The 18,957-nt window shown below is 73.2% G+C and carries 15 protein-coding genes; 6 read left to right on the forward strand and 9 right to left on the reverse strand.

Translation table 11 applies throughout. The features are described 5' to 3' along the window. On the forward strand, positions 1-393 hold the full coding sequence (locus ACFHWT_RS01415) for an SCO5389 family protein (protein ID WP_416592759.1): 393 nt from the start codon (positions 1-3) through the stop codon (positions 391-393). Next, positions 383-1,405, forward strand: a complete 1,023-nt coding sequence (locus ACFHWT_RS01420; RefSeq protein ID WP_416592760.1) for an LLM class flavin-dependent oxidoreductase — start codon at positions 383-385, stop codon at positions 1,403-1,405. The genes ACFHWT_RS01415 and ACFHWT_RS01420 overlap by 11 nt, the downstream gene beginning before the upstream one ends. A 32-nt stretch (positions 1,406-1,437) precedes the next feature. On the opposite strand, the gene ACFHWT_RS01425 is transcribed toward ACFHWT_RS01420, so the two are convergent. From ACFHWT_RS01425 to lpdA, 3 genes are all read right to left on the reverse strand, one after another. Continuing rightward, a complete protein-coding gene (locus ACFHWT_RS01425) occupies positions 1,438-2,340 on the reverse strand; it encodes a TIGR01777 family oxidoreductase (protein WP_416592761.1) in 903 nt (300 codons plus the stop codon). Positions 2,341-2,475: 135 nt separating this feature from the next. Next, a complete protein-coding gene (sucB, locus tag ACFHWT_RS01430; protein WP_416592762.1) occupies positions 2,476-4,302 on the reverse strand; it encodes a 2-oxoglutarate dehydrogenase, E2 component, dihydrolipoamide succinyltransferase in 1,827 nt (608 codons plus the stop codon). Positions 4,303-4,321: 19 nt separating this feature from the next. Continuing rightward, positions 4,322-5,710, reverse strand: coding sequence for a dihydrolipoyl dehydrogenase (gene lpdA, locus ACFHWT_RS01435; RefSeq protein WP_416592763.1), 1,389 nt, complete (start codon positions 5,708-5,710; stop codon positions 4,322-4,324). 257 nt (positions 5,711-5,967) lie between these two features. On the opposite strand from lpdA, the gene ACFHWT_RS01440 reads away from it, so the two are divergent. Then, complete coding sequence (locus tag ACFHWT_RS01440) at positions 5,968-6,303, forward strand: hypothetical protein (RefSeq protein ID WP_278170383.1); 336 nt, start codon at positions 5,968-5,970, stop codon at positions 6,301-6,303. 86 nt (positions 6,304-6,389) lie between these two features. Here the strand turns inward: ACFHWT_RS01440 and ACFHWT_RS01445 are convergent, their stop codons facing one another. After that, the gene (locus tag ACFHWT_RS01445) at positions 6,390-7,982 is read right to left on the reverse strand and encodes a leucyl aminopeptidase (protein WP_416592764.1); all 1,593 of its coding nucleotides are present in this window, start codon (positions 7,980-7,982) and stop codon (positions 6,390-6,392) included. A 135-nt stretch (positions 7,983-8,117) separates the two neighbouring features. Here ACFHWT_RS01445 and gcvT point away from each other — a divergent pair, with 135 nt between their 5' ends. Beyond that, on the forward strand, positions 8,118-9,245 hold the full coding sequence (gene gcvT / locus ACFHWT_RS01450; RefSeq protein ID WP_416592765.1) for a glycine cleavage system aminomethyltransferase GcvT: 1,128 nt from the start codon (positions 8,118-8,120) through the stop codon (positions 9,243-9,245). A 29-nt stretch (positions 9,246-9,274) separates the two neighbouring features. On the opposite strand, the gene ACFHWT_RS01455 is transcribed toward gcvT, so the two are convergent. The 3 genes from ACFHWT_RS01455 to ACFHWT_RS01465 all read right to left on the reverse strand — a co-directional run bounded on the left by ACFHWT_RS01455 (position 9,275) and on the right by ACFHWT_RS01465 (position 13,219). Then, entirely contained in the window at positions 9,275-10,579 is a 1,305-nt protein-coding gene (locus tag ACFHWT_RS01455; RefSeq protein WP_416592766.1) for a DUF2314 domain-containing protein, read from the reverse strand. Between the two features lie 151 nt (positions 10,580-10,730). After that, entirely contained in the window at positions 10,731-11,528 is a 798-nt protein-coding gene (locus tag ACFHWT_RS01460) for an adenosylcobinamide-GDP ribazoletransferase (RefSeq protein WP_416592767.1), read from the reverse strand. Beyond that, complete coding sequence (locus tag ACFHWT_RS01465) at positions 11,525-13,219, reverse strand: bifunctional adenosylcobinamide kinase/adenosylcobinamide-phosphate guanylyltransferase (RefSeq protein WP_416592768.1); 1,695 nt, start codon at positions 13,217-13,219, stop codon at positions 11,525-11,527. Before ACFHWT_RS01465 ends, ACFHWT_RS01460 begins: the two co-directional genes overlap by 4 nt. A 182-nt stretch (positions 13,220-13,401) precedes the next feature. On the opposite strand from ACFHWT_RS01465, the gene ACFHWT_RS01470 reads away from it, so the two are divergent. Both ACFHWT_RS01470 and ACFHWT_RS01475 read left to right on the forward strand, forming a co-directional pair. Beyond that, complete coding sequence (locus tag ACFHWT_RS01470) at positions 13,402-13,602, forward strand: hypothetical protein (RefSeq protein ID WP_123602758.1); 201 nt, start codon at positions 13,402-13,404, stop codon at positions 13,600-13,602. Between the two features lies 1 nt (position 13,603). Continuing rightward, the gene (locus ACFHWT_RS01475; RefSeq protein WP_416592769.1) at positions 13,604-14,404 is read left to right on the forward strand and encodes a site-2 protease family protein; all 801 of its coding nucleotides are present in this window, start codon (positions 13,604-13,606) and stop codon (positions 14,402-14,404) included. Between the two features lie 106 nt (positions 14,405-14,510). On the opposite strand, the gene ACFHWT_RS01480 is transcribed toward ACFHWT_RS01475, so the two are convergent. Both ACFHWT_RS01480 and ACFHWT_RS01485 read right to left on the reverse strand, forming a co-directional pair. Next, the gene (locus ACFHWT_RS01480; protein WP_282231587.1) at positions 14,511-15,509 is read right to left on the reverse strand and encodes an aldo/keto reductase family protein; all 999 of its coding nucleotides are present in this window, start codon (positions 15,507-15,509) and stop codon (positions 14,511-14,513) included. 125 nt (positions 15,510-15,634) lie between these two features. Beyond that, positions 15,635-18,826 carry a WG repeat-containing protein gene (locus ACFHWT_RS01485; protein WP_416592770.1) on the reverse strand — a complete coding sequence of 1,064 codons (3,192 nt, stop codon included), beginning with the start codon at positions 18,824-18,826 and terminating at the stop codon, positions 15,635-15,637. Positions 18,827-18,957: the final 131 nt, after the last annotated feature.

The raw sequence follows: 18,957 nt of genomic DNA on the forward strand, positions 1-18,957 counted from the left end.
ATGTCCCTCGACGTACCCGCCGCTCTGCTGGAGCAGGCCGAAGCCGGCCGGGTCGACGACGCCGAGTTCGTCGACTGCGTACGCCAGTCACTGCCGTACGCCTGGTCGGTGGTGTCCCAGGTGGCCGCCCAGGCCCAAAGCGGCACGGCCGAGTTCGCCGACCACGCGGTGCCGCCACCCAGCGAGGCCGAGCGTGGCCAGTTGCTGCGGGCGCTGGCCAGCGACGCGATCCGGGGCGGCCTGGAGCGGCACTTCGGCGTCAAATTCGCCTTCCAGAACTGCCACCGGGTGGCCGCCTTCAAACTGTCCGCCGTCGGCGGCGAGACCTACCAGGAGTTCATCTCCCCGGTGGCCCAGCTGCGCAACCAGTCACCCGAGCTGCGTGACTGCTGAACCGACCACCGCGCCGGTGGCCGGCGCCCTGAACCAGCCGGCGGTGGACCTGTTCCTGCTGGCGGCACACGGTCTGCCAGCCACCGTCGGCTACGCGCGCGCCGCCGAGGCAGCCGGCCTCGGCGGCGTGTGGCTGGCCGAACACCATTTCGTCTCGTACGGGCAGTGCCCGTCCGCCACCACCCTCGCCGGCTACCTGCTCGGTGCCACCCACCGGATCGCCGTCGGCACCGCGGCGGCCGTACTGTCCAACCGGCATCCGGTCGCGCTCGCCGAGGAGACGGTCCTGCTGGACACGGTCTCCGCCGGCCGGTTCCGGCTCGGGGTCGCCCGCGGCGGTCCCTGGGTGGACCTGGAGGTCTTCGGTACCGGCCTGGACCGGTACCGGGACGGGTTCGCCGAATCGCTGGACCTGCTGGGCCGCTGGCTCTCCGGCGCGGCGACGGTCGGCGCCGACGGCGGGTTCTTCGCGTTCCGCGACGTGCCGGTGGTGCCCCGACCGGCGCGCCCGATCCCGGTCTGGGTGGCGGCGACCTCGCCAGCGACGGTCGACCTCGCCGCCGGCCGCGGGCTTCCCTTGCTGCTCGGGGTGCACGACGACGACACGGCGAAGGCCGCCACGCTGGCCCGGTACGCCGAGGTCGCCGCCGACCACGGGCACGATCCGGCCATCGTGCCGCACGCCTCGGTGCATCTGATCGGGCTCGCTGACTCCCGGGCCGCCGCCGAGCGTCAGCTCCGCCGGACCCTGCCACCCTGGCTGGCCACCACCCGGGAGTACGTCCGGATCGACGGCTCGGCGCCGGCCCACCGGGACCTCGACGCCTACGCCGAGCACCTGCTGCGAATCCACCCACTGGGCAGCGCGGCCGAATGCGCCGCGCGACTGGCCGCCAGCGCGGCGACCGTCGGCGCCCACCGGCTGGTGCTGATGGTCGAGGGCGTCGGCCCGGCCGCCACCGGCGACCTGATCAGTGCCATCGGCACCGATCTGCTCCCGGCCCTGCCCTGACCTGACCGGTCTGGACGCCACCCGGTGCCGGGTCACCCCTGCGTCAGGGCGGCGTGCAGCGCGTCCGGTAGGTCCGGGTACCGGTAGGTGAACCCGGCCTCGGTCAGCGCCCCGGGCAACACCCGGGAGGAGCGCAGCGCCTCGGTGGCGAACTCGCCCAGGGCCACGTGCAGCGCGAACGCCGGGATCGGCAGCACCGCCGGTCGGTGCACCGCCGCGCCGAGCGCCTTGCCGAACGCCGCGTTCGTCACCGGTGCCGGCCCGACCACGTTGACCGGGCCGGAGATGTCGTCGTGGTCCAGCAGGAAGGTCACCGCCCGCAGCCAGTCCTGCATGGCGATCCACGGCACCCACTGCCGCCCGCTGCCGAGCTTGCCGCCCAGACCGAGCCGGAACGGCAGCAGCTGCGGCTTGAGCAGGCCGCCGTCGCGGTGCAGCGGCAGACCGGTACGTAACCGGACCACCCGTACGCCGGCGTTCTCGGCCGGCCCGGTGGCCGCCTCCCAGACCCGGGCCACGTCAGCCAGGAAACCCTCACCGGCCGGGGCGTTCTCCTCGACCGGCTGGTCGCCGGTGTCCCCGTACCAGCCGACCGCCGACGAGTTCAGCAGCACCGCTGGCCGGTCCGCCGCCGCGAGACCGGAGATAGCGGTGGCCAGCGTGGTGGTGCTGTCCACCCGGCTGGACCGGATCAACGCCTTGTAACCGTCGGTCCAGCGCTTGTCGCCGACCCCGGCACCGGCCAGGTTGATCACCGCGTCGATGCCGGTGAACACCGCCGGGTCGAGCTGCCCGGCCGACGGCGACCAGCTGAACTCCGCCGGCCCGCGCGCCGGCCGGCGGACCAGTTGTACGGTCTCGTGTCCGCAGCTGTGCAAGTGGTCGGTCAATCTGGTGCCGAGGAAGCCGGACGCGCCGGCCAGCAGGATGCGCATGCCGACATCTTCGCTGATCGCGGTGGTGCCGGATGCGGACCACCGCCATCCGGCACAAAACGGCGGTGGGTGCCGGCCAGGATCGGCCAGCACCCACCGCTGCGGCAACCGGGGTCGCCTAATCGTCGAACGCCGTCAGGACAGGCCGAGCTCGCCTTCGAACGCGCCGGCCTCCAGCCGTTCCTTGACCGCGCTGAGGAACCGGGCGGCGTCCGCGCCGTCGACCAGCCGGTGGTCGTAGGACAGCGCCAGGAAGACCATCGACCGTGGTGCGATGATCTCGCCGAGCTCCGGGTCGTTGACCACGGCGGCGCGTTTCACCACCGCTCCGGTGCCGAGGATGGCGGCCTGCGGCAACGGCACGATCGGGGTGTCGAACAGCGCCCCCCGGCTGCCGGTGTTGGTCAGCGTGAAGGTGGCACCGGACAACTCGTCTGGCCCGATCTTGTTGGTCCGGGTCCGCTCGGCCACGTCGGCGATCCGCCGCGCCAGCCCACCGAGGTTGAAATCGCCGGCGTCGCGGATCACCGGCACCAGCAGCCCCCGCTCGGTGTCCACCGCGACGCCGAGGTGCTCCCCGTCGGGATAGGTGATCGTGCCGGCCTGCATGTCGATGGAGGCGTTGACCACCGGGTAGGTGCGCAGTGCCTCCACCGCCGCCAGCGCGAAGAACGGCAGGAACGACAGTTTGACGCCGTGCTTGGCCTGGAAGTCGCCCTTGACCCGGGCCCGCAACCGGGCGATCTTGGTCACGTCGACCTCGACGACCGTGGTCAGCTGGGCAGAGCTCTGCAGCGACTCGTGCATCCGCTTGGCGATGACCGTCCGGGTCCGGCTCATCTTCTCGGTCCGGCCGCGCAGTGGGCTGGGCTGGGCCTTGGCCGCCGTCGGTGCCGCCGGCTTGGCCTGTTCGGCCTTGGCCCGCTCGGCGGCGGCCCGCGCCTGTTCGGCCGCGGTCAGCACGTCCTGCTTGCGGATCCGCCCGCCGACCCCGGTGCCGCGCACCGAAGCCAGGTCGACCCCCTGCTCGGCGGCGAGCTTGCGGACCAGCGGGGTGACGTAACCGCCGTCACCGTTGGCACTGGCCGGCGGGGCCGCAGGTGCGGTCTGTCGCGCCGGTGCCGGCGGTGCGGCCTGCGTCGGTGCGGCGGACTCGGCGGCCGGAGCCGGGCTGGCGTACGAGGCACCCGGCTGGGCCGGTGCTGGCGCGGCCGGCTCCGGCTGGGCCGCCGGCTTTGGCTGGGCGGGTTCGACCTGCGGCGCGGCGGCTGGCTCCGCTGCGGCGGCCGGCTGCTGCGCCGAAGGAGCCGAGGCCCCACCGGGGCTGCCGACCAGTGCCAGCTCGGCCCCGACGTCGGCGGTGTCGTCCTCCGGCACCTTGATCTCCAGCAGCGTCCCCGCGACCGGCGACGGGATCTCAGTGTCGACCTTGTCGGTGGAGACCTCCAGCAGCGGTTCGTCGACCTCGACGGAGTCACCGACCTGCTTGAGCCAGCGGGTGACGGTGCCCTCGGTGACGCTCTCGCCGAGAGCCGGCATCCGGACTGCGGTGGCGTCGCCACCGGCCGTCGGCGGCGTGCTGTCGGCGGCCGGCTGGGCCGGCTCCGGCTCGGCGGGCTGTTCCTGGGGCGCGCTCGCGGCGGGCTCGGCAGGGACGGTCTGCCCACCGTCGGTCTGCCCACCGTCGGTCTGCCCACCGTCGGTCTGCTGCCCAGCGTCCTCCTGGCCGCCGGAGATGACCGCGAGTTCGCTGCCCACCTCGGCGGTCTCGTCCTCGCTCACCACGATCCGGGTGAGCACTCCGGCCGCGGGCGACGGGATCTCGGTGTCGACCTTGTCGGTGGAGACCTCCAGCAACGGTTCGTCGACCTCGACCCGGTCGCCTTCCTGCTTCAACCAGCGGGTGACGGTGCCCTCGGTGACGCTCTCGCCGAGCCGGGGCATGGTGACCGATACCGGCATATCTACAAGACTCCTCTAGTCAGGCGTGTGCGTGCAGCGGCTTGCCGGCCAGGGCCAGGTGGGCCTCGCCCAGCGCCTCGCCCTGGGTCGGGTGGGCGTGCACGAGTGGTGCGACATCGGCCGGGTCGGCCTCCCAGTTGTAGATCAACTGCGCCTCGCCGATCAGCTCGCCGACCCGGGCACCGACCAGGTGCAGTCCGACGACCGGGCCGTCGACGACTCGGACGAGCTTGACGAAGCCGGTGGTCTTGAGGATCTGGCTCTTGCCGTTACCGCCGAGGTTGTAGTTGTAGGTCTTGACCTTGTCGGCCCCGTACTGCTCCTTGGCCTTCGCCTCGGTCAGCCCGACCGACGCGAGCTCCGGGTCCGAGTAGGTGACCCGGGGGATGCCGCTCTCGTCGATCACCGCAGGGTTACGGCCGGCGATCTCCTCGGCGATGAAGATGCCCTGCTGGAAACCGCGGTGGGCCAGCTGCAGGCCAGGCACGATGTCGCCCACGGCGTAGACGTTCGGCAGGTTGGTCCGCAGCCGCTCGTCGGTCAGCACGAAGCCACGGTCCATCTTCAGACCCTGCTCTTCGTACCCGAGGCCGGCGGTGACCGGCCCGCGTCCGACGGCGACCAGCAACAGCTCGGCCTCCAGGGTCTCGCCGCCGGCGATCGTCATCCGGACGCCGGACTCGGTGCGCTCGACCTTCTCGAACGGCTTGCCGGTCTTGAACCCGATGCCGCGCTTGCGGAACGCCCGCTCCAGCGCCTTGGACGACTCCTCGTCCTCGGCGGCGACCAGCCGGGGCAGCGCCTCGACGATGGTCACGTCGACGCCGAAGGACCGCCAGACGCTGGCGAACTCGACACCGATCACCCCGCCGCCGAGCACGATCGCCGACGACGGCACCCGGTCCAGCTCGAGCGCGTGCTCGCTGGTCAGGATCCGCTCGCCGTCGACCTCGATGCCGGGCAGGCTGCGCGAGTAGGACCCGGTGGCCAGGATCACGTTGCGGCCGGTGTACCGGGCCCCGTCGACCTCGACGGTGTCCGGGCCGACCAGCCGGCCGGTACCCGCCACGTAGGTGATCTTCGAAGACTTGATCATGCCCTGCAGGCCCTTGTACAGCCGGCCGACCACGCCGTCCTTGTAACTGTTCACCCCGGCCATGTCGATGCCGACCAGGTCCGCCTTGACGCCGAACTGCTCGGACTCGCGCGCGTTGTCGGCCACCTCAGCGGCGTGCAGCAGCGCCTTGGTGGGGATGCAGCCACGGTGCAGGCAGGTGCCGCCGACCTTGTCCTTCTCGATCAGGGCCACCGACAGATCGAGTTGTACGGCGCGCAGGGCAGCCGCGTAGCCTCCACTACCGCCGCCGAGGATGACCAGGTCGAAGGTCCCGCCGTTCGGCTCACTCACAGTTCACTCCCAGGTCACGTCGCTGCACAGGAGGGCCGTCCCCTGCGTCGTCCCATGGAACGGGCAGACTTTCCCCGGTCATCTTGTCACTTGTAGTGTCTGAACGCTCAACGAGGTGCCCAAGGACACGTGGTCGCAACGTAGGCTTGCCCTGTCCGTCTATGCGCGCGGGCGTCGGACAGCCGGGCCCGGCCCGACCGCACCAGGCCGCCCGGCCGGCACCTGCGCGGTCTGTCAGCTGGGGGAGGGGAACGCCGGTGGCGTGGTTTCGTCGGCGCAAGCAGTCGAGTGGGGCACCGGGAGGAAGGCCGGCGAACCGGGCCGATCTCGACCATCTCGAGGAGTTTGTCCGTAGCCGCCGCGGAGTCGAGGCGTTCATCGAGCCCCGGACCACGGTCACCGAGACGACCGTGATGCTCATCGCGTACGACGGCGAGTGGACCCGTCGCCGGGTCGACGGCCCGGACACCGCCCGGCGCTTCGCGCACAAGATGGCCATCCCGATCTACGACGTGGCGCTGGTCGGCTACCCACAGCGGATGCGGGACTTCAACGAACGGCGCAAGCGGGCCGACCGGGCCGACCGGGGCTGACGTCGCCGACCTGTCGGGGCTGACGTCCCCGACCTGGGTCCGGGTGCCGGCCGGCACCCGGACCCAGAGGTCCGGGCTGCGCCGGGTCAGCCGTTGGCCGCGATGTCCTGCACCAGGTGCACCAGGGTGCGCACCGGGACGCCGGTGCCGCCCTTGCTCCAGTAGCCGAACGGCTCGCCGGCGTGGTAGGCCGGGCCGGCGACGTCGAGGTGCGCCCAGGCGATCCCTTCGTCGACGAACTCGCGGAGGAACACCCCGCCCTGCAGCATGTGGCCGGCCCGGTCCATCGCCGAGTTCACCTGGCAGATGTCCGCCACCTCCGACTCCATGCCCTTGCGGACGTCGTCGGGCAGCGGCATCGGCCAGGCCGGCTCGCCCACCGCGTCCCCGCTGGCCCGTACCCGGGCGCACAGCTCGTCGCTGCCCATCACCCCGGCCATCCGCTTGCCCAGCGCGACCACCTGCCCGCCGGTCAGCGTCGAGGTCTCCAGCAGGTAGTCGCATCCGTCCGCGCAGGCCCGGGCCATCGCATCGGCGAGCACCATCCGGCCCTCGGCGTCGGTGTTGAGCACCTCCACCCGCTTGCCGTCGAACATGGTCACCACATCGCCGGGCCGGTACGCCGTACCCGACGGCATGTTCTCCGCCATCGGCAGGTACGCGGTGACCGGCACCGACGGCCGTAGCGCCGCGATCGCCAGCATCGCCGCCCCGGCGGCGGCCGCGCCGGCCATGTCCGACTTCATCTCCCACATGCCCTGCGCCGGCTTGATCGACACGCCGCCGGTGTCGAAGGTGATGCCCTTGCCGACCAGCGCGACCCGTGGGGCGTCCGGGGCCGCCTCCGGCGGCGTGTAGGAGACGATCACCAGCCGGGGCGGGGCGGCCGAGCCGCCGCCCACGGCGAGGATCCCGCCGTAGCCCCCGTCGACCAGCGCCTGCTCGTCCAGCACCTGCACGGTCAGCCCGGCGGCGACCGCCGCGTCCCGTACCGAATCGGCGAACGCCGGTGGCCGCAGCTCGTTCGGCGGGGTGTTCACCCAGTCCCGGCAGGCGATCACCGCCGCGGCGACCGCCTCCGCCCGGGCCACCTCGGCCTGCACCGCAGGGTCGGCGGCGTCGGTCACGTGCAGGGCGATCGAGGCGACCGGTGCCCGTCGGCCCGGCTGCGGCCGGGTCTTGTAGCCGGCGAACCGGTAGCTACCGAGCAGCGCGCCCTCGGCGACCGCGCGCAGCGCCGCCGGTCCGTCCGCGTCGTCCGGGACCGGCAACGCCACGGCGACCCGTACGGTGCCGGCGAGTGCCCGTACCGCCGCGCCGGTCGCTCGGCGCAGCGTCTCCGGGGCGGGCGCCGCGCCGGTCGGCTCCGGACCCAGCCCGACCGCGACCAGCAGCGGCGGCCCGACCGTACCGAGCGTGGCCAGCTTGATCACCTCGCCAGCGGCACCGGTGGCGCCGAGCAGGCTGAGAGCCTCGGTCAGTCGACCCTCGAACGCGACCGCGATGCTCTCCGCCCCGGTCGCCAGCAACAGGGCGGGCGTCGTGCCCGGCGCGCCGTCCGCCGCCGCCTGGTCTGTGTCCGGCTGGTCCTGACTGTGTACGCCGATCACCAGCGCGTCGACGGCCAGCTCAGCGGGGTCGGTGTCGACCAGGTCCAGGGTTGTGGTGGTTGATGTCACTCGGCGTCTCCGGCGGCTGGGCCGGTCACCTTGTGGGCGACCGGCGGGTTGGTCTCCGGCGCAACTTGCTCCGCCGGACGGGGTGGTGCCCCGCCGATGCTAGCCACCTGCGGGTCCGCCGGTAAGTTGCCTCCCATGACCGAGGTGACCATGACCGGGGACGGCGCGCTGCGCAGATCCCCGCTGCACGACCGGCACGTCGCGCTCGGCGCGAAGTTCGCCGCCTTCGGCGGCTGGCAGATGCCGCTGGAGTACGCCGGCGGCGGCGTGCTGCGCGAGCACGAGTCGGTGCGTAACGCCGTCGGCGTGTTCGACGTGTCGCACCTCGGCAAGGCCCGGGTCACCGGACCCGGCGCGGCGGCGTTCGTCAACTCCTGCCTCAGCAACGACCTGGACCGGATCACCGCCGGCTCGGCCCAGTACACGCTCTGCTGCGACGACGCCACCGGCGGCGTCGTCGACGACATCATCGCCTACCGGTACGCCGACGACCACGTGTTCCTGGTACCCAACGCGGCCAACACCGGCGAGGTGGTCGGCCGGCTGCGGGCGGCGGCGCCGGGCGGGGTCACGGTGACCGACGAGCACACCGGGTACGCCGTACTGGCGGTGCAGGGACCTGCCTCGGCCGGACTCCTCGCCGGGCTGGGGCTGCCCACCGGACATCCGTACATGAGCTTCGTCGCCGGTCGGCTGGCCGGCACCGAACTGGTCGTCTGCCGGACCGGGTACACCGGCGAGCACGGCTACGAACTGGTGGTGCCGACCGAGGCGGCGGGCCGGGTGTGGGACCTGCTGCTGGCCGCCGAGACACCGGTCGCCGCGCGGGCCTGCGGGCTGGGCGCGCGAGACACGCTGCGTACCGAGATGGGGTACGCGCTGCACGGTCAGGACTTGACGGTGGCGGTCACCCCGGTGCAGGCCCGGCTCGGCTGGGCGGTTGGCTGGCGCAAACCGGACTTCTGGGGTCGGACCGTGCTGCTGGCGGAGAAATCGGCCGGGCCTGCCCGGCTGCTGCGCGGTCTGCAGGCCGTGCAGCGGGCCATCCCGCGACCGGGCATGGCGGTGCTGCTCGACGGAGCGCCCGTCGGTGCGGTGACCAGCGGCACGTTCTCGCCGACCCGCAGGGTCGGTGTCGGCCTGGCGCTGCTGGACACCGCCGCGGTGCCGACGGACGGTGTCGAGGTGCAGGTCGACGTGCGCGGCCGGCACGCGCCGATGCGGGTGGTGACCCCGCCGTTCGTGCCGTCGTCGGTGCGCTGACTGCCAGCTGCGCTGACGGCGGGCGCGGCTCAGCGCCCGGCCGCACCTCGGTCGCCGTGATCGAGCACCGACTCGGTCCACCCGCCCTCCACCATCCGGCCCCCGCTGATCAGCGCCCAGTCGACCAGGTCCGCGACGTCCACCTCGACCGGGCTGCCGACCCGTACGGTCGGGTCGCAGACCGCGTCGACCGTGCTGGCCGCGTGGATCCGGCCGGGGTGCGGCCAGCCGGTGACGCTGGCCCACACGTACTCGTGGCCGTCCGGCGCGGTGAGACCGTACTTGACCAGCAGTTGACCGCCGAGCGTGTGGGCGAGGAACCGGGCTCGGACCTCGCCCAGCGACCGGCGGGCGGTGGTGATCGCCTGCGCCATCGCGTCGCTGCGCCGGGCGTAGTGGATCTCCGGCTGCCCGGCGCCGAAGAGCTCGCCGCAGACATGGGCGAAATAGTCCCCGGCGTCGCTGTCGGCGACCTGCGGCGGCGGACGGAGGGTGAGGAAGGAGTCGGCCTCCGGATCGGTCGACGGGTCCAGCACGATCCGCAGCAGCGCCGAACCCGCCGAATCGTGCCGATCCTGGTTGCCGTACGCGACGGCGATGTCGTGGCCGGACACCGGAAGGTTCACCGGCAACTGGACGAAGGCCGGCGGCTCCGGTTCAGCCAACGCCTCGGTCCAGATCCGCAGCAGCCGTCGGGCGGTCCCGGTCATGATCGCCCCCCAGGCCCGGACGAACCTCGGCGGCACCTGCTGCGCCTGCAGCTCCAGCAGCCCGAACCGACGCAGCCCTTTCGTGGTGAACCAGAGCCCGTCGTCGTCGGGGGAGTAGGGCACCAGGACCCAGTCGACCAGGCGAATCCGTCCCTCGGCGTCGGGCAGTGACCGCAACGCACCCGCCGGGTCGAGGAACTGCAGCCCGAACAGGTCGATCAGGTCGACGTCGAGCGCGTCGGCCAGCGCCGCACCGACCGCCCGCGCTGCCCACTCGTGCGCCGGCGGCCAACCCGGCCGGTAGCTGGCCTGCACCACCACGCAACGCTGTGCGGTGCGCAGCCGGGCGAGTTGACCACCGGTGGCACCGAACGCGGCCAGCAGATCCGGCGGCAGCTCCGGCAGCCGGTCGACCGGGCGGGTCTGCACGGTCATCAGCGGGCTGCCGAGCATCTGCCGGGCCAGGTCACGCACCGGCCGGGACAGCCGGTCACCGAGCCAGTCCACCGCGTCCACCGCGTCCGGTACGGCCGCATCCGGCGGTACCACCGGGACCAGGTAGGTGGCGGCCAGCGACTCCGGCACCGGCACCGGCAGCAACAGGTCGTCCGAACTGGCGGCCATAGGTGCTCACTGCTCCCCGGGTCGTGGCGTCGCTGGCGAGGTGAACGCTACCGCGCGCCGGACCCGTGGCGGCCGAGGTTGCCGATCGCCGTGGCCCGCTGCCCGCGCACGGTCGGGGTGCGGCCGGCGCCGCCGGTCACCGGGCACCGGGTCACCGTACGGTCACCAGGCCCAGGTAGACGGCGGTGGTGGTGAATTCGACCCCGGCGCCCAGCACATCACCGGTGATTCCGCCGAACCGGCGCACCAGATGGCGCAGCCAGGTCAGCCACAGCAGCACCGCACCCAGCACGACCAGCGGCCCCTGCCAGGGACGGCCGGGTACGGCGGCGACCGCCACGGCGGCGACCAGGACCGTGCCGGCCGCCACCGCCGGCCACCGCTGGCTGCCGGCCACCAGAGCGCCGAGCCCATCTGGTCGGGCGGCGGGCACCCCCCGCCGGCAGGCCCAGGTGACCGCGAGCCGGCCTGCCGCGACTGCGGCGGCGACCGTTGCCAGGACCGCCGGCCATGATCGTCCGACCGGTAGCGACCCGAGCGACGCCGTCTGCGCCAGCAGCACGACGACCAGGGCCACCACGCCGAACGGACCGATGTCCGGCCGGCGCATGACCGCCAGCGCGCCGTCAGCGGGCCGGTGTGAGCCGAGCGCGTCGACGGTGTCGGCCAGTCCGTCCAGGTGCAGTCCCCGGGTCGACGACGCGGCCAGGCCCGTCACCACCGCAGCGGCGACCAGCGCCGGGGTTCCGGCGGCCGAGAGCGCGAGCAGGGCAACGGCGAGGAGCACGCCGAGACCGAGGCCGACCACCGGCGCGACCGCCATCGCCACGGCCGCCACCGCCCGGTGCACCGGACCGGGCCGCAGCGGAAACACGGTGAAGGTGGTGACGGCGAGCCGGACGCCAGCGGAGACGGTGTCCCCCGCACCGGTGGGCCGGTCGCCGGTCACCGTACCGGGTCGGTAGCGGCCGGACCGGGACCGGCCGGCTCCGGTTCGGCGAACGTCGGGTGTTCGCCGAGCGTGTCGGCCAGGGCGAGCGCCGAACGCAGCAGCGGCAACGCGGCCAGCGCGGTGGCGCCCTCACCCAGGTCGAGCCGCAGGTCCAGCAGCGGGGTCAGGCCGAGTACGTCCGCCGCGTGCCGCACGGTCGGCTGGCGACCATGGTCGGGCAGCAGGCACCAGTGCCGGGCCTGGCCGGCGAGATCCCGGCTGACCAGCGCGGCGGCCACCCCGACCGGGCCGTCCAGCAGCACCGGGATCCGGTTGGCGGTCGCACCGAGCAGCACCCCGGTGGCCACCGCGATGTCCCCGCCGGCGTACTCCGCCAGCACCTCCCGAGCCCCACGGGTGCCACGCCGGGTACGGTGCAGCGCGTCTCGTACCGCGGCGCACCGCGACATCCACGCGGCGTCGTCGACCTTCCCGCCCACCGCGGGCACCCGGCCGAGCAGCGCCGCCGGCTCCGCGCCGGTGGTCGCCGCGACGACGGCGGCCGCCGCGGCGGCACCGCCCGCGCCGCATGCGGCGATGACGATCGCCGCCACGCCTGCCCGGCCGGCCCGCTGCGCCACCTCCCACCCGGTCGCCAACGCGCTGTCCACCTCGTCGGCGGTGAGCGCCGGCCGGTGTTCGATCGGGGCGGCGACGGGGGCGGAGACGACGTCGACGACCGCACCGGCGGTGGCGGCCAGCCGCGCCAGCGCCCCGTGGCCGGCGCGGGCCTGGTCCGCCCGGCGCGCCGAGTCCTGCGGGCTGTCGCCGGCGGCGACTCCACCTTCGTGGTCGCCGTGGATCAGCACCACCTGGACCTGGTCCCACGGTCGCGGGCTGGCCGAGTCCTGCGTACCGGCGGCGAACCCGATGACGTTTTCGAGGGCACCGAATCCGGCACCGGGCAGGTCCAGCCGACCCAGCCTGGCGACGCCGGCGGTCCGGGTCCGCTCCGCGGGCATCGGCAAGGTCATCCCGGCGGTGATCTGCGCCGCCGCGCCGGACCCGTTGGCCGCCGCCAGCTCCGGGCCGGTCGGCTCGCCCGACTCCGGGCCGGTCGGTTCGCCCGGATCCTGACTGATCACCGTGGCGGTCGCGGCCGGACCGGTCGACTTGAGCCACACCGGCTGTCCGGCGACGACCAGCACCACCGCGTCGGACACCTCGGCCAGCAGTTGGTTGGTCAGGCCGAGCGCGTCGGCGAAGGCCCGGCCGACCGGGGTGGAGGGTACCAGTGCCAGGCCGACCTCCGGGCTGACCAGCACCAACCGGGCCGGGCAGGACCGCACCGCGGCGGCGAGCTCAGCGATGGTGGCCCGGTCGTCGGCCGGTTGTCGGGCCGGATCGAGCAGCGCGGCGACCCAGCCGCCCAGGTCGTCGACGAGCAGCGTCTCGTCCGCGCGGGCCGATGAGATCGTCTCGATCAGCCGGCCCGGATCCCCGGTGACCTCGTCGGTCTGCCAGTCGGCCGGCCGGCGGGCCCGGTGCTCCTCGATCCGGGCGAGCCACTCGGCGTCGGCTGGATCGGCCGCGCCCGTCGCCACGTAACGCACCACCGGATCCCCGGTGACCAGGGATTCCGCGTAGTCGGACTTACCGGACCGGATTCCACCGAGTACGAGAATGGACTGCCACCCGCCAACGGACATGCCCGTACCTTACGGCGGGCGGTGCCGGCCGTGACCTGCCGGGGCGGTGCCGGCCGCGCTCCGGTGCGGTGGGATGTCACCGGTCGCGGATAGGCTTGCGGGCGTCCATCGCCGAGGGTCGACACGCACTGGGTCGACACGCACTGGGTCGAAGCGCAGGAAAGCTAAACGGGAGCAGCGATATGCCATGGAGTTGGCGGTACGTGGACGCGGAAGGTCAGCCCGCGCAGGGGCCGACCGAGACGTTCGGCACCCAGGCCGACGCCGAGTCCTGGATCGGCCAGGCCTGGCGGGAGTTGGCCGCGGCGGGCGTCGCCTCGGTCGAGCTGCTGGAGGACGACCGCACCGAGTACCGGATGAGTCTGCTGCCGGCAGGCAAGTGAGATGCGGCCGGAGCCGTCCGACGGGCCGTCGGGTGGCCCGCTGGCCGGTCGGCCGCCGACGAGCTGGCGGCCCAGCCCGGTCTTCCTCGTCCTGGTCGCCCTGGTGGCCGGCAGCGGCGCACTCGCCTGGTCAAGTGAGCGGTACGCCCGGTTGGCCGTCTTCGTGCTGGTGGTCAGCGGCTGGCTGGTCTCACTCTGCTTGCACGAGTACGCGCACGCGCTGGTCGCCTACCGGTTCGGTGACCGCAGCGTGGCGCACCGGGGCTACCTGACGCTCAACCCGTTCAGGTACACCCATCCGCTGCTGTCCGTCGCGCTGCCGGTGCTGGTGGTCCTGCTCGGCGGGATCGGCCTGCCTGGGGGCGCGGTCTGGGTGGACCGGCACCGGATTCCGGGCCGGCTCCGGCACACCCTGGTCAGCCTCGCCGGTCCGGCGGTCAACGTATCCCTGGCCGTGGCACTCACGGTGCCGTTCCTCGTCGGCGTGGATCCGGGCGGCCGACAGGAGTTCTGGGCGGGCATCGCCCTGCTGAGCTTCCTGCAGTTGACCGCCAGTGTGCTCAACCTGCTGCCGGTCCCCGGACTGGACGGCGGCAACATGATCCAGCCGTGGCTGCCGCCGGCCTGGCAGCGCGGTTACCAGGTGCTCGCGCCGTTCGGCTTCATCGGCCTGTTCGCGTTGCTGTGGGACGACCAGATCGGCGGCGCGTTCTTCCAGGCCGTGTTCCGGCTCGGCGACCTGCTCGGGCTGCCCGCCCCGCTCTACAGCTACGGTCTGGCGCTGATCCGGTTCTGGTCTTGACGGCTGCCTGGTCCGGCGGCGGGGTACCCGTGCCGGGCCGAACGCGTCGGCCGGTGTGTCATGCCGCTGCGGTGTGCCGCAGCGGCATGACCTGGCACGGCGCCGGCTACGGCCGACTGGCCGGGCTGACGGTCCGGCCCGGGTCCCGCTCGACGATCGGCTCCAGGATCTCGTCGATGGCCTTCATCAGACCACCGTCCAGCTGGACCCCGCTGGCCTTGACGTTGTCGCGCACCTGCTCGGGCCGGGTGGCACCGATGATGGCCGACGACACGTTGGGGTTCTGCAGCACCCAGGCGAGGGCCAGCTGGGCCATCGACAGGCCGGCCTGCTCGGCCAGCGGCTTGAGCTGCGCCACGGTGCTCAGCGTCTGGTCGGTCATGAACCGGGCGATGAAGGTCGCACCCCCGGACTGGTCGGTGGCCCGCGAGCCGGCCGGCGGTGGCTGACCAGGCTGGTACTTGCCGGTGAGCACACCCTGACCCAGCGGCGAGAAGACGATCTGCCCGACGCCGAGTTCCTCGCTGGCCGGGATCACCTCGGCCTCGATGACCCGCCACAGCATCGAGTACTGCGGCTGGTTGGACACCAGCGGGATCTTCAGCTCACGGGCCAGGGCGTGGCCCTGGCGGATCTGTGCGGCGTTCCACTCCGAGACCCCGATGTAGTGGGCCTTGCCGGAATGCACGATGTCGGCGAAGGCCTCCATCGTCTCCTCCAGCGGAGTGGCGTAGTCGAACCGGTGCGCCTGGTAGAGGTCGACGTAGTCGGTCTGCAGCCGGCGCAGCGAGCCGTTGATCGACTCCATGATGTGCTTGCGGGACAATCCCCGGTCGTTGCGCCCCTCGCCGGTCGGCCAGAAGACCTTGGTCAGGATCTCCAGCCCTTCCCGGCGTTCGCCACGCAGCGCCCGGCCGAGCACCTCCTCGGCCCGAGTGCCGGCGTACGTGTCGGCGGTGTCGAAGGTGGTGATGCCGACGTCCAGCGCGGCGCGTACGCAGGCGTTGGCTGCTTCTTCCTCCACCTGCGATCCGTGGGTGATCCAGTTTCCGTAGGAGATCTCGCTGACGAGCATGCCGGAGCGGCCTAGGTGTCGGAATTCCATGCCTCAACCCTAGTCGGCCGTCGGCCCGCCGGGGCGTTCGGCATGAGCTTGCGTACAGCGGTAAATCGATCTCGCGATGGTGCCGACGGACCAGTTGTCCGGTACGGGTGCCGAGTACCGCCGCGTCACAGCAGCGGTTTGGTGTCGGCCAGCAGCCGGTCGATCTCGTCCATCACATCCGCGCGGCTGGGCAGTACCGGGTCGATCAGCGGTTCCCCGCGCCGGTCCAACGCCCCCCAGTGTCCGTCGGGGGCCGCGACGAGGAACGCCACCGGATGGATCGCCATCGCCGGATGCACCGGTGGTACGACCATCCGTCCGGACCGGTCGACCACGCCCTTGCGCCCACCCGAGTCGATGATCGCCAAACCCTCGTCGGTGAAGCCGTCGATGTAGCGGCCGTCGGTGAGTGCGGTCGGGAAGCCGCCGAACCGGGGCGGGAGCAGCATCCGGCCGGTCTTGTCAACCGCGCCCCAGCCCCCGCGACGGACCACCGCGACGCCGCGCCGGAACGGGCGTACGTCCTCGAAGCCGGTCCCGATCACCACGGTGTTGTTCCGGTCGATGGCGATCCAGCTGCCGGTGCCGTCGGCGGTGACCCAGGCGAGTCCGTCGGAGAACGAGCCGACCCCGATGTAGCCGGCGGTTGGCGCGATCACCGTTGTCCCCGACTCGTCGATCAGCTCCCACCATTTGGCCTCCGGCCGGCGGACCCAGGCCACCCCCTCGTGGAACGGCTGGACGTCGGCGTAGCCGGGAGCGATCACCAGCTCACCGTCGACCCCCGCGTACCCCCATTGCTGGGCCTGGTCGCTGAAGGTCGGTCGCGGCGGGCGGTGCAGCCGCAGAATCTCCTCCCGGTCCCGGGGGTACGGCCCCCAACCGTTCTCGGCGACCTTGGCGAACACCGCGTCCAGTGCCAGTTCGGTACGGGCGATCAGGTCCGGATCCTCGACCTTGCGCAGTTCCAGCGCACGTTCGAAGTGGTTGCACGCCTCCATGTAGCGGCCCTGGTCGTAGCAGGACCGACCGGCGTGTTCGTGCATCGTGGCCCGGAGCCGGTCCGGTAGCTCGGCCGAGTTGGCCTCCTCGAACAACCGGTCCGCCTCGGCGAAGTCACCCCGCCACTGCAGCACGTGCGCCAGCCGCGCCTGGGCGATGGCGACCCGGCGCAGCTCCCCGGTCGCCTCGGCGTGCGCCAGCGCCAGTTTGGCGTCGGCCAGTGCCTTGCCGAGATCGCCGAGGATCCGGGAGACGACCGCCCGCAGGCTCAACAGCCGGGCCCGGGTGGCGTTGTCAGTCGCCGGCTCGATCTTCTCGGTGAGCCGGTCCCGGATGGCCCGGAACTCGTCGGGATTGTCCACCAGCTCACGCAGCGTCTCGTGGTGGAAACGCCAGTGGTACGACGACAGCATCTGTTCGGGATCGCTGAGCTGGGACTCGGTTTCGTCCGGTGCGGTCTCGGGATCCTGCGCCGGGTCGGGTTCGTCGACCGGCTGGTCCGGCTGTACGAGCGGGGCCAGCATGGTGGGTGCGCCGAGCGCCGTGGCCGAACCGGCGGCGGTTCCGGTGACCGGTAGGACGGTGTCCGGACTCGCTGGCGGCCCGGCAGGGCCGGAGCCGGACCCGTCATCGTTGTCCTCCAGGGCGGTACCGATCGGATCGTCGGTGAGTCCGCCGGCCGGGTCGGTGCCGAGTTGGTCGGGCAGCGGCGACGGTCCGCCGTCGCTGTCCGCAGCAGTGGCAGCTGCGGAGGTTTCCGCAGCGGGCGCTGTGTCCGGCCGTGCCAGCGCGGCGGCCGGTGCCGCCGGGACGTCCGACTGGAGTGGGGCCTCGGCCGGAACCGGGGCTGGGGCCGGGGCCTCCGCCGGGACCCGACCGGACGGCGCGGTGGTGGGGGAGACCGTCGTCGGCTGGGCAGCCACGGGCACCGCCGGGGAGACCTGCACCGGTCGCGGCGGTGCTGGCTGGTCTGACTGCGGGCGCACGATGTACGGCGGCGGGGCGTGCCGCGGCTCGGCCTTGGCCCGTACCACGTACTCCGGTTCGGCGGCATCCTCCCCTCGGGGGACCGGCCGAATCTGCGGGTGCTCGCCGGTCGGTGTCTGTACCCGGAACTCCGGGGGCGGCCCGGCCGGGGCGGAGACCGGAATCGGCAGTTGCTCGCCGGTCTGACCCGGATCCGGTCGGTGACCCCGGCCATCGGTGCCCGGCCCTCCCGTGGGCAGCCGACCCGACGGCGGCGCAACCGCGCCGGAGATCGGACGCTCCGGGGGCGCTGCCGGACGCTCCCGGGACGTCGCCGGACGAGACGGGGCGACCGGATCGGCTGGCCGGGGCGGTGCCGCCGGAGACGTGGGTACCGGCGGGGGTGCCTGGGCGGCGGGCTTGACCCGGTACACCTCGCCCGGTCCCGGCTGCCGGGCGGGCGGGCGGCCGGCAGCCGGGCGATCCGGCGCCGGTGGCGGTGCCGTCGGTGGTGCGGGTGCCGGTGGTGGCGGGTGCCAGCCCTGCGGTGCGCGGCGCGGGCCGGCGTCCGAGGGCTGCTGTCCGTCCCGGCGAGGGCCGTCCGGTGGGCCTGCCCGGTGGTGCTGGTCCCACCGGGACGCCGGGCCGTCCGGCCGCACCGGCGGTCGTTGATCACGAGGCTGCGGCCGGTCCCGGTCGAACGGCTCAGCCGGCTGCCACTGGGGCCGGTCCCGTTCGGCGGGTGGACCACCACGGCGTCGCTCCGGTGGGTACGGGCGCTCGTGGAAGACATCGTCCGGATGCCGGCGGCGTTGGTGGAACACCTCGTCGGGATGCTGCCGACGGCCGGTCCCGTCGGTGTGGGACGGCTGTTGCTGGCCGCCCTCGGCGAACCAGCCTGCGGCCCCGGCGGTCTCCGGCGCAGGTTCGTGCGGTCGTGGGGCCTCGCGGTGCCCGTCCCGCCGGGCCCGGTCGGCGTCAAACTGCGACCTGCGAGCCAGGGGCTGATCTGTTCGGTCGCCGACAGGTGCCCGCCCGGATCCGGAACCGGACTGGTAGACGTTGGCTCGCCCACGGCTGACATCGCGGCTGGTCGGCTCCCGCCGGACCGACCTACCCGCGCCGTTGTCGCCGGGGTACCGCTGACCCGGCAGCGGCACCCATTCATTGGTCGGATCGGTGACCCAGCCCGGTTCCTGCGGCCGGTGGTCCCGCGCCCGGCGCATCGCTTCCCACCGGTCGTCGTCGTCCCAGCCGACGTCACGATGTCCGTCGGCCGAACGGTCCGGTGCGCCGTCGTCCTCCCACTGCCAAGATTGCCAACGGCGGTCGAAGTACCCCTCGGTCACGCCGGCACCTCGTCGCGGGTGTCGTTACCGGCGGCCCGCCGGGCAGGCGAGAACCGTGTCAGCGGTCCGTGTGGCTCGCTCACGGCGTGTCACCTCGTCGAATACTCGCTGAGCGACCGTGGCAACCCGAT

The organism is Micromonospora sp. LOL_021 (assembly GCF_048060215.1).
Classification (GTDB): domain Bacteria; phylum Actinomycetota; class Actinomycetes; order Mycobacteriales; family Micromonosporaceae; genus Micromonospora_E.